Source organism: Pseudomonas sp. SDT291_1_S447 (assembly GCF_054070155.1).
Map to the genome: position 1 here is coordinate 1 of NZ_JBSVXS010000342.1, position 309 is coordinate 309.

The following is a 309-nucleotide window of genomic DNA, read 5'->3' on the forward strand; positions in this document are numbered from 1 at the left end:
GCAAGCACGACGACATGACCAGTTGCTGGATGCGCGTCGCGTCGAGCTGGGCGGCTGAGACCTTTGGCTCGATCAACATCCCACGGGTCGGCATGGAGGTGTTGATCACCTTCCTCGAGGGCGATCCCGATCAGCCGCTGATCACCGGTTGCCTGTACCACGGCGCCAATCTACCGCCGTACAAACTCCCGGACTTCAAGACGCTGGCCACGGTCAAGAGCAAGGAATACAAGGGCAGCCGCGCCAACGAATTACGCATCGACGACACCACCAGCGAGATCAGCATTGCGCTGCGCAGCGACCACGGCG

Annotated in this window: 1 protein-coding gene; it reads left to right on the forward strand. The window is 61.8% G+C overall.

What is annotated here, in order from left to right:
* Positions 1-309, forward strand: a 309-nt coding sequence (locus ACW9IR_RS29855) for a phage baseplate assembly protein V (protein WP_457466200.1), incomplete at both ends; no start/stop codon positions are given.